At 65.7% G+C, this 10,381-nt stretch carries 10 protein-coding genes; 2 read left to right on the forward strand and 8 right to left on the reverse strand.

Going from position 1 to position 10,381, the window contains the following annotated elements:
• Positions 1–58: 58 nt before the first annotated feature.
• Positions 59–4,924, reverse strand: coding sequence for an NAD-glutamate dehydrogenase (locus AWB78_RS09070; protein ID WP_062604218.1), 4,866 nt, complete (start codon positions 4,922–4,924; stop codon positions 59–61).
• A gap of 227 nt (positions 4,925–5,151) precedes the next feature.
• Between AWB78_RS09070 and AWB78_RS09075 the strand changes: the two genes are divergently transcribed.
• Positions 5,152–5,577 carry a cupin domain-containing protein gene (locus tag AWB78_RS09075; protein ID WP_062604219.1) on the forward strand — a complete coding sequence of 142 codons (426 nt, stop codon included), beginning with the start codon at positions 5,152–5,154 and terminating at the stop codon, positions 5,575–5,577.
• On the opposite strand, the gene AWB78_RS09080 is transcribed toward AWB78_RS09075, so the two are convergent.
• Positions 5,574–6,068, reverse strand: a complete 495-nt coding sequence (locus AWB78_RS09080; protein ID WP_062604220.1) for an LEA/WHy family protein — start codon at positions 6,066–6,068, stop codon at positions 5,574–5,576. The two genes, AWB78_RS09075 and AWB78_RS09080, sit on opposite strands and share 4 nt — an antisense overlap.
• 25 nt (positions 6,069–6,093) lie before the next feature.
• Positions 6,094–6,609 carry a metal-dependent hydrolase gene (locus tag AWB78_RS09085; RefSeq protein ID WP_062604221.1) on the reverse strand — a complete coding sequence of 172 codons (516 nt, stop codon included), beginning with the start codon at positions 6,607–6,609 and terminating at the stop codon, positions 6,094–6,096.
• 260 nt (positions 6,610–6,869) lie between these two features.
• Here AWB78_RS09085 and AWB78_RS09090 point away from each other — a divergent pair, with 260 nt between their 5' ends.
• Complete coding sequence (locus AWB78_RS09090) at positions 6,870–7,376, forward strand: M48 metallopeptidase family protein (protein WP_062604222.1); 507 nt, start codon at positions 6,870–6,872, stop codon at positions 7,374–7,376.
• A gap of 16 nt (positions 7,377–7,392) precedes the next feature.
• Here the strand turns inward: AWB78_RS09090 and AWB78_RS09095 are convergent, their stop codons facing one another.
• From AWB78_RS09095 to AWB78_RS09115, 5 genes are all read right to left on the reverse strand, one after another.
• Positions 7,393–8,094 carry a 4'-phosphopantetheinyl transferase family protein gene (locus AWB78_RS09095; protein ID WP_062604223.1) on the reverse strand — a complete coding sequence of 234 codons (702 nt, stop codon included), beginning with the start codon at positions 8,092–8,094 and terminating at the stop codon, positions 7,393–7,395.
• Positions 8,091–8,477 (reverse strand): tautomerase family protein, encoded by a 387-nt coding sequence (locus tag AWB78_RS09100; RefSeq protein WP_062604224.1) that lies wholly within the window; start codon positions 8,475–8,477, stop codon positions 8,091–8,093. Before AWB78_RS09100 ends, AWB78_RS09095 begins: the two co-directional genes overlap by 4 nt.
• A gap of 22 nt (positions 8,478–8,499) precedes the next feature.
• Entirely contained in the window at positions 8,500–9,306 is an 807-nt protein-coding gene (locus AWB78_RS09105; RefSeq protein WP_062604251.1) for a nitrile hydratase accessory protein, read from the reverse strand.
• A gap of 1 nt (position 9,307) precedes the next feature.
• Positions 9,308–9,982 (reverse strand): nitrile hydratase subunit beta, encoded by a 675-nt coding sequence (gene nthB, locus AWB78_RS09110; RefSeq protein ID WP_062604225.1) that lies wholly within the window; start codon positions 9,980–9,982, stop codon positions 9,308–9,310.
• The coding region (locus AWB78_RS09115) for a nitrile hydratase subunit alpha (RefSeq protein ID WP_232477650.1) at positions 9,979–10,381 on the reverse strand (403 nt) is incomplete at its 5' end. The genes nthB and AWB78_RS09115, both read right to left, overlap by 4 nt.

Here is a 10,381-nt window from a genome sequence, read left to right on the forward strand (position 1 = left end):
GCGACGGCGGAGGATCAGTCCGCGCCGTCACCGTCGAATTCCGTCGATGCAAAGCCGCTCACGCCCGCTCCAGCACCGCCATCTCGCGCACGACCACGAGCAACATCGACAGGCTCGCCCCGCCGCTTGCCCGCAGTTCCGCCAGCAGCCGCGTATAGCGATCGATCGCCGCCTCCCGCTTCGCGCGCCAGCTTTCGACGATCACATCGGGTGCATCGATGCCGCGCGACTGTTCGAGCGCGCTGATCGTCAGCGCGCGCTTCAGCCGCGCAAGCTCCTCCATCGCCGCGGCGCGTGCGAGCAGATCCCAGTGCGTCACGATCGGCAGCGCCATCGCCCGCTCGGCGATGCCGCGATAATCGAGCAGCGTGCCGATGCCGAAGTACACGCTCGCGACGAGTTCCAGACTGCGCTCCGAGCACGCCGCCACTTCCGCGCTGTCGAGCACGGCGGTCGCGATCTCGCCGCTCGCGACGCGCGCCGCGAGACTGCTTTCGACGCCCGAGTCCTCCAGCTCGCGCCGGCGCCCGTACCACGCGTCGAGCTGCGTCGCGGGCAGCAGCGCCGGCAGTTGCGGCGCGAGCCGTTGCGCCGCCTCGCGGCAACGCGCGAGCAAGCCCTTCGCCTCGTGCAGGCCGGACCCGTTGTGCTTCAGATGACGCAGGAACCAGAGCGATGTGTCGTCGAGCAGCCGCACGACATCGACGAACATGCGCGCCTGCGCTTCATCGGCGACGATATTGTCGAGCGCGTCGATGCTGTGCCACAGATCGTCGAGATCGAAGACATCGCGCGCCATCAGCGCCGCACGCACGATATCGCTCGGGCGCGCATCGGTCTCTTCCATCAGCCGATGCACGAACGTGCAGCCCACGCGATTCACGAGCGCATTCGTCAGATGCGTCGCGAGGATTTCACGCTTCAGCGGATGGCGCTGCATCGTATCGCTGTAGCGCTGTTGCAAAGGCTTCGGGAAATACTCGGGCAGCATGTCGGCGACGAGCGCGTCTTCCGGCACGTCGGAGTCGAGCAGCTCGTCGTAGAGCCACATCTTGCCGTACGCGAGCAGCACCGCGCGCTCCGGCGACGTGAGCCCGGACTTCACCGCGGCGCGCTCGGTGATTTCATCATCGGACGGCAGGAACTCGATCCTGCGCTTCAGACGCCCGGCGCGCTCGAGAAAGCGCATCATGCGCGCCTCGGCATCGAGCGTCTCCGCTTCGTGACGCTTCGCGATGGAGAGCGCCTGCGTCTGCGCGTAGTTGTCCTTCAGCACGAGCAGGCCGACTTCATCGGTCATCTCGGCCAGCAGCGCGTTGCGTTGCTTCTCGGTCATCTCGCCATCCGCGACGACGAGGCCGAGCAGAATCTTGATGTTGACCTCGTGATCGGAGCAGTCGACGCCCGCGGAGTTATCGATCGCATCCGTGTTGATGCGCCCGCCGTGCTGCGCGAACTCGATGCGCCCCAGTTGCGTGAAGCCCAGATTGCCGCCTTCCGCGACGACCTTCACGCGCAGTTCCGCGCCGTTCACGCGCTCGCCGTCGTTGGTGCGGTCGCCGACCTGCTGATGCGTCTCCGCGCTCGATTTCACATACGTGCCCACGCCGCCGTTGTAGAGCAAGTCCGCTTCGGCGAGCAGGATCGCGCGAATGAGCTCGTTCGGCGCGAGCGTCGCCGTGCCGATGCCGAGCGCGGCCTGCACCTGCGGCGAGATCGGAATCGACTTCGCCGTGCGCGGATAGACGCCGCCCCCTGTGGAGATGAGCGCGGCATCGTAGTCGGCCCAACTGGAGCGCGGCAGCGCGAAGAGCCGCGCACGTTCCTCGAAGCTCTTCTCGGTATCCGGCGACGGATCGAGAAACACATGCCGATGATCGAACGCCGCGATCAGTTTGATATGACGCGACAGCAGCATGCCGTTGCCGAACACGTCGCCGGACATGTCGCCGACGCCGACGACCGTGAAGTCGGTCGTCTGCGTATCGAAGTTCATCTCGCGGAAATGACGCTTCACCGATTCCCACGCGCCGCGCGCGGTGATGCCCATCTTCTTGTGGTCGTAACCGACCGAGCCGCCGGACGCGAACGCGTCGTCGAGCCAGAAGCCGTATTCGTGCGCAATGGCATTCGCGTAATCGGAGAACGTCGCGGTGCCCTTGTCCGCCGCGACGACGAGATACGGATCGTCGGGATCATGGCGCACGACATCGGGCGGCGGCACGATGCCGTCGGGCGTGCGGTTGTCGGTCACATCGAGCAGGCCGCGCAGGAACATCTGATAGCACGCGACGCCTTCGGTGAGAAACGCCTCGCGATCCGTCACCGGTGGCGGATTCTTCACGACGAAGCCGCCCTTCGATCCCACCGGCACGATCACCGTGTTCTTCACCATCTGCGCTTTCATGAGGCCGAGCACTTCGGTGCGGAAATCTTCGCGCCTGTCCGACCAGCGCAGCCCGCCGCGCGCGACGCGCCCGCCGCGCAAATGCACGCCTTCGACGCGCGGCGCATAGACCCAGATCTCGAACATCGGCTTGGGCTCGGGCAGGCCCGGCACCTTCGACGGGTCCAGCTTGAACGACACATACGGACGCGGCTGGCCGCTCGCATCGCGATGAAAGTGATTGGTGCGCACCGTCGCCGTGATGACGCCGAGGAACTGCCGCAGAATGCGGTCTTCATCGAGGTTCGGCACCTGATCGAGCGCGCCTTCGATATCGGCGAGCACGCGCTCCGCCGCCGTGTCGCGATCTTCCATCGAGCCGCCGCGCGCCGGATCGAAACGCACCATGAAGAGCTGCAGCAGCTTCTTCGCGATCAGCGGATTGCCGATCAGCGCGCGCTCGATATACGCATCGCTGAAGGTCGAGCCGACTTGTCGCAGATACTTCGCGTACGCGCGCATGATCGTCACGTCGCGCGCGCCGAACTGTGCGCGCAGCACGAGACGGTTGTAGTCGTCGTTCTCGATCTCGCCCGACCATACGGCCGCGAACGCGTTCTCGAAGAGCGGCTTCACGCGATCGATATCGAACTCGACATCGTCCTGCAATTCGAGGCCGAAATCGTGGATCCACGCGTTCGGCGCGCCGGTCGGCTCGATCAGATACGGACGCTCTTCATCGACGCGCACGCCGAGATGTTCGAGCATCGGCAAGCTGTGCGACAGCGCGATCGGATCGCCGGCGCGATACACCTTGAAGCGGAACGCGCGCCGCCCCGCTTCGATCGGCCTGTAGAGACTCATCGAGAGGCCGCCGGGTTGCGTATGCGTCGCCTCGATCAACTCGATGTCGCGCACCGCCGTGCGCGCCGGATAATCTTCGCGATAACCCGCCGGGAAGGAATCGGCATAACGCTGCAACAGGCGATTGCCCGCTTCCTCGCCGTGACTGTCGATCAGCGCATCGGCGAGATCGTCCTGCCAGCGCCGCGCGACCTGCACGATGCGCGTTTCGAGCTCGCGCGTATCGACTTCGGGCATCGCGCCCCGGTCGGCACGCACGACGATATGAATGCGCGCGAGCGGCGATTCGGACAAAAGCGGCGTGAACTCGATGCTCTTGCCGTTGAACGCCTCCATCAGCACACGGCTGATGCGGCGGCGCAGATCGGTATTGAACTTGTCGCGCGGCACGAAGACGAGGCACGACACGAAGCGGTCGAAACGGTCGCGCCGCACGAACAGGCGCGTGCGCTGATGTTCCTGCAGACGCAGCACGCCGATCGCGATATCGAAGAGCACGTCTTCATCGGCCTGAAACAGCTCGTCGCGCGGATACTGCTCCAGCACCGAGATGAGCGACTTCGCCAGATGCCCCTTCTCGAGAAAGCCCGCGCGCCGCACGATGTTCGCGCACTTGCGCCGCACGATCGGAATCTCGGAGGTCGGCACGAGATACGCCGTCGACGTGTAGAGCCCGAGAAAGCGCCGCTCGCCGGTCACCTTGCCATCGGGCGACGTGCGCTTCACGCCCACGTAGTCGAGATAGCCCGGCCGATGCACCGTCGCGCGCGAATTGGCCTTCGTCAGAAAGATGGGCGCCGCGCCCTCGATGATCGCGGCCGCGCCCGGCGGCAGCGGCGTCACGTCGCCCGCGGCGGGGGCGCGCAAGGTCTCGCGCAGAATGCCCATGCCCGAGCCCGGCACCCCGCGCAACGCAAAGCCGCCTTCGTGCTCGACGAGGTCGTAATCGCGGCAGCCGAGGAAGGTGAAATGATCCGCGACCATCCATTCGAGGAACGCGCGGGACTCGATGCCATCGGGCGTCGTGTCGCGCGTCTTCAGATCGCCGATCGAGATGCGCGCGGCCTCGGTGATCTTCGGCCAGTCCTCGACCGCCGCGCGCACATCGCCGAGCACGCGCGCGATGTTGTCGCGCACTTCTTCGAGACGCTCGGCGTCGCTGCAACGGTCCACTTGGAAATGGATGAACGATTCGAGCTCGGAATGGGTGTCGCCCGCTTCGCTGTGTCCCTGCCCGATGCGCTCGATCTCGCCCGAATGCGCGCCCTTGCCGGCACGCCACACGCGAAACACCGGATGGATCGCCGAATGCAGCGCGAGGCCGAGCCGGTTGAGCTCCATCGTCACGGAATCGACGAGAAACGGCATGTCGTCGTTGACGATTTCGACGACCGTGTGATCCGAGTGCCAGCCGTGCTGCTCCAGATTCGGGTTGTAGACGCGCAGCACCTCGCGCCCGCGCACGAACTTCTGCGCCGTCTGCCAGTGCGCCATCGCGGCGCCGTAGAGATCGGCGACGTCGCGGCTCGCGATGTCCTCGACGTCGACCTGCTCGTAGTAATAGCGAAGAAGCGGCTCGATCACCTTGAACGCGGGTTCCGGCAATCGCCCCCGCGCGAACTCCAGAAGATCGTTGATGAGCTGTTCTACCCGCGCTTCGTTCTTGACCAGCATGGTGTCCTCCCGAGGCTTTCGGTTGCGATGCCGTTGCCGCCCGCTCTTCGCGTTCACCGGAGATTATGCGCCGGGCCGGGCATTTAGCCGCGCGCCGCTCATGTGCGCTTGCACAACGAAAGTGCACCGCGCGTTCCCGTACGGTAGCCGCGCCGCGTGACCTTTGCGCGACATCGGCTTTGGGCTATCGTCGAAAAACGGCGCATCGATCCGATGGAGGAACCGCCATGCAGGACACGTCGAAAGAGACAGCGCAACAGACGGTGGTCGCCGTGCGGCCGAAAGCGGAGATCGCGACGGTTCAGCGTCTGCCTTATTTCATCGGGCTGTCGGCGGCGACCGCGGGCGCGCGCGGCCTGTCGATGCATCTCGTTGTCGTGCCGCCCGGCGGACACGGCGAGCCGCATGTTCACGTCGGCTATGAGACCGGCCTCTACGTGCTGGAAGGGCGCGTCGAAACGCGCTATGGGCCGGGACTGACGGAATCGGTCGTGAGCGAGCCGGGCGACTTTCTGTTCATTCCGCCGGGCGTGCCGCATCAGCCGTTCAATCTGAGCGCGACGGAGCCGGCGCGCGCCGTGGTCGCGCGCAACGACGCGAACGAGGCCGAGCGCGTCGTGCCCTACGATCCGCGCGAAGCGCCGGCGCCTTAGAAGCCGGAAGCGCCCGTGCCGGGAAGATCGACGTAGCCCGTGTCGGCAAAGCGCGCGCCGCCGAACGCGCCGCCCGCGAGCTTGCCGCGCACCGCATACGAGACCTTGGTGACGGTATCGCCGCTCGCGAAGCCGAACGCCTGGCGCGCGATCGACAACGCCGACACCGTCACCGGCACGGACAGCACGATCTCGCCGAAACGCGGCACGGAGCCGCGCTGGTCGCTCACGCCGCTGCCGAACGCGTGGCCGTTCAGGTCGAGATCGAGCGCGACGCCGTCGAAGTCGATCGGCGCGTCGTTCGGATTCTGCACGCGCAACTTCACCGCGAAACGCAGTTCGAGGCCCTGCCCTTCGAGCGGCTCGATGCCCGCGACGCTCACGCGCATCGCATCGTGGTTGAAGAAGCCCGCGCAGCCGTCGAGCGCCAGCATCGCAGGAAGGGCTGCAAGAGAAAGAACGAAGCGGCGGCGCGTGTGATTCGATTGCATGAGAACGTGACTCCCCGGTAGCGTGCTAGATGCGCAGCGCGTTCAGCAGCATGCGGCCATAGACATGATGAAACCAGACATCGTCGATAACGAAAAGCGCCGCACCCCACGCAGCCGCCACGATGATCAGATCGCAACGCCCGCTCTTCCACAGATTGAGCGAATGACGCGCGACGATCCACGGCACGCCGAGCGGATTCGGCCAGTCCGCGAAGAGATGCATGAGCCCGCCGCACGCGAAGCCGAACGCGATGGGCGCCGCCGGATGGCGCCCGAGAAAATGATACGAAAGCGCGAGCAGCGCAGCCCAGCCGACGCCCCAATGCGTGAGCGTGCGATGCGTGATCCAGAGCTTGCGCGCGCGCGTCCACCACGCGACTTCGAGCCAGTCGGGCGCGGTCGCGCCGACGACGCCCGCGAAGAGCGCGAGCACTCCCGAGAGCATGTCCGGGCCCGCCGCGGTGACCGGATGCGTCACGACAGCCGCCGCGATGATGCCCGCGGCCCATCCGGTCGCGTGATGCGCCTTGCTCGATGCCATGAAGAAGCCTGCCTTGTCGCCTTGCCGGGAAAGCGCGCAATGTTCGCACGGCGCCGGCAATGGGGGCCGGGCTGAAACATAAACTTACGGAATTGCGCGGGTCGAAACACGCTTGTGATCACATCGGCGGCGAGGCGGCGCCGCGTTGTCTAAAATGATTGCTAGATTGCTGCGCAATTAACGCTGCGGACGCCGCCCGATGCGCCCCACGCCCGCCTGCGCATTCAGGCATTGAACGTATTTATCTGAATCTGGCCGTCATGCAACACCTGAAATACCTGAGCGCTTACCCGAACACGCTACAGGACAAGGTGCGCCGACTGATCGCCCAGCAACAACTGGGCACGTACCTCGACGCGCGCTATCCGAACAGACACGCGGTCCAGTCCGACCGCGCGCTCTACGCATATTGCTCAGACCTGAAGCAGGAGTTCCTGCGCGTCGCGCCCGCGATCGACAAGGTCTTCTACGACAGCAAGCTCGACGTGCTGCGTCACGCGCTCGGCCTGCACACCGCGATCTCGCGCGTGCAGGGCGCGAAACTCAAGGCGAAGAAAGAAATCCGCATCGCCTCGCTATTCAGGGACACCGCGCCCGAGTTTCTTCGGATGATCGTCGTGCACGAGCTCGCGCATCTGAAGGAAAGCGATCACAACAAGGCGTTCTATCGGCTGTGTGAATTGATGCAGCCGGGCTACCATCAGATCGAATTCGACTTGCGGCTCTATCTCACGCATCGCGATCTGCTTCGCACCAAGGCGGCGTGAGTCTCGCTGCATTGCCTCACAAGGACCACGCGAGCGCCGCCGCGTAACCGGAAGGCGCGGCGAGCGAAATTGCATCGAACGCGCCCGCGCTCTGCGTGACCGCATAGCGAACGCCGTCGCGCGGCAGCACCGAAAAGCCGTTCATCGAAATCGCGCCGCCGCCGATGCCGTCGCCGTGCGCCTTCAGCACCGCTTCCTTGGCCGTCCAGCAGTCGAAGAACGCGCCGCTCTGGGCGGCATCGCCGGGTAGCGCGTCGATCGCGCGGCGGTCGGCGTCCGTCAGCACGGCCGGCGCCAGCTCGCGCCAGCGGAATGCCTGCGGCACTTCCTCGATATCCGCCCCCACGCGTCTTCCGCGCGATATCGCGATCAACCCATGTGCGCCCGAATGCGATACGTTGAAATCCGGCGCGTCCGGATGCGCGAGAAACGGCCTGCCCTTCTCGCCGGCGTCGAGCACGAGACTCGCGCCATCGGCGCCCGTCTCCGCCGCGAGCATATAGCGCAGCGCGCAACGCACGGTCGCGAAGCGCGCGGCATCCGCGTGACGCAGAAAGCGCGCCGCCCGCGCGCGCTCGCTCGCGTGCATCACCGCGAAGTACGCGCCGTCGAGCGGCGCGGTCAGATCGATATGAACCAGCCACACGCGCACGTCATCGGGCGCTGCGGCGGGAAGCGGAATCGGGGTAACGTCGAGGGGAATCGTTGCTTCGGTCATTTGGGTGCGTATTGCGCCTCGCCGTTGCCGAAGGACCAGTTCTCCTTCTTCACTTCGACGAGGCTGATGAACACGTCCTCGCGCCGCAACTTCAGCCGCTCGTGCAGGCCATCGGCGACGGCCTTGTAGAACGCGCTTTTCTTCGCGAGATCGCGGCCTTCGTTGAGTGTGACCTGGATCACGACGCAATCGTCGGTGCGGCTGATGCCGAGATACGTGCGGTCGATGATGAAATCCGTCGCGCCATGCTCCGCGACGATCTGGAAGCGATCGTTCTCGGGCACGTCGAGCGTCGCGCGCATCGCGTCGTACACCACGTCGCCGATGGCCGCGCGATACGCGCCGTCCTTGCCCTTTTGCAGATCGATTCGAACGAGCGGCATCGTCTTCTCCTCTTGGATGGTTTCACCGAAAGTCCGGATGCGGCAACAGTTCCGGCAGCCCCGCGCGATCGACATACACGACCGCGTTCTGCTCGAACTCCGTCATCAGCGCATCGGCGGTATCGGGCGTCGCGCCGAGCACGAAAAGGCTCGCCTCGGCCACCCAGATGTTCATCGGATCGATGCCTTCGCCGCGCAGCGCGTGCAGTCCCATTTGTCCGACGCGCTCGGTCAGCCTGCGCTGCCGCGCCGTGTTGTCCTCGGGCGCGAGCACATGGCCGAACGGATTGAACGCCGTGACGAACACCGCGCTCCCGACGCCGTGCCTCGCGAGCAAGGAAGCAACGTCGCCATTCGTGACGCCGATTTTCATGTCGATGTCCGGCTGGGCATCGCAACCGTCGATACGATAGATCGCCGCGCAATACGCATCGAGCGTCGCGGCGGGCAGCGTATGCGTGCGCCCGAGCACGATCGGCTGGCCATGCGGCGTGGCACGCGCGGCCTCGTCCCATTCGATGCGCCGGCGCGCGAGCGTCTCTTCGCTCACGCAGCCCTTCTGCGCGGCCAGACGCTCCAGCGCGTCCAGCCAGTGCGCGTAGTAGGTGTCGCCGTGGTCGGGATCGCCCGCGGCCTGCGCGTCCTTGATCGCGACGCTCAACGCATGCGCCCATTCCTTCCACGTGAACACGCCGCGCTCGTGCAACGCGAGCGTCATCGCGAAAGCCTGCGCCTGCCACGGCGCGCGAAACACCGGGCCGTCGTCATCGAACGGCAACTCGGGCAAGGCGGCGCGCAGTTCGTGAAGCTTCGGTTCGTTCGAATTCATGTCACGCATGCGCCGCATCGAGATAAGGTTCCCAGCAATCCACGCAGACCGACGACGCCGTCGTGTCCTTTCCCCACAGTGCCGTGGCATCGAAGCGCACGGTATAGAGCCAGTGCGGATGCTCGCCGTGACCGAGCGCGTTTTCGTCGGGAAAAACATGCGTGCCGCGCACGGCCACGATGCGCCCCAGCTTGCCGCGGCAATAGCGCGGCAGACGCGTATGCGTCGGCGGATTCATCAGCTTCGTGCGGACTTCATCGCCGACGGCAAAGCGCGCCGCCGATGTCGCCGGACGCTCGACCGGCGAGCCGCGCAACAGCGCCGCGCTCACGTCGGCGGCCTTCAGCACGCGCACGTTCGGCTTGGCCGCGGATTGCGCATGGCCGCTCGCGATTTCATCCGCGCTCGCCAGCCCTTTCGCGATGAGCAGCTTCTTCAAGCCCTCGAACCAGATTTCGTAATAGGTGCTGTTGAGATACTGCGCGGGCGGCAGGCTCTCGCGCGCCGCGCGCGACGTGTCGATGTTCCATTGGCCCGTCGCGCCCATCGCGAGCGTGACGGCGAGCACGCGCCGCTCCCAGTCCGCATGAAAAGGCGATGCGCCCGGCGCGTCGCAGGCATCGATTTCGACGGGACCGAACGCCTGCATGCCGCCCATGTCGTGCGCCGCGTTCATGCCGGTGCTCCCGCTGCGTGCGATGGCGCGAGCGCGACGCCCGTGCCGATCATCGAATCGCGGGTGACGAGATTCGCGAGCGCGTCTTCGTCGAGTTGATCCGTGCCGGCGGGACGCATCGGTACGACGAGATAGCGGACCTCGGCGGTCGAATCCCACACGCGCAACTCGACGTGCGCCGGCAGTTCGACGCCGAAGTCCTTCAGCACGCCGCGCGGATCGATCACCGCGCGTGAGCGATACGGCGCCGACTTGTACCAGACGGGCGGCAGCCCGAGCACCGACCACGGATAGCACGAGCATAGCGTGCAGACGACCATGTTACTGACCGGTGCACCAAATACTGCCTCGTGCGTTAGAGAAGTATGAATACGAAAACTGATGCGCGAAAACTGGACC

This window comes from Caballeronia calidae, assembly GCF_900044055.2.
In the GTDB taxonomy this organism is placed as follows: Bacteria; Pseudomonadota; Gammaproteobacteria; order Burkholderiales; family Burkholderiaceae; genus Caballeronia; species Caballeronia calidae.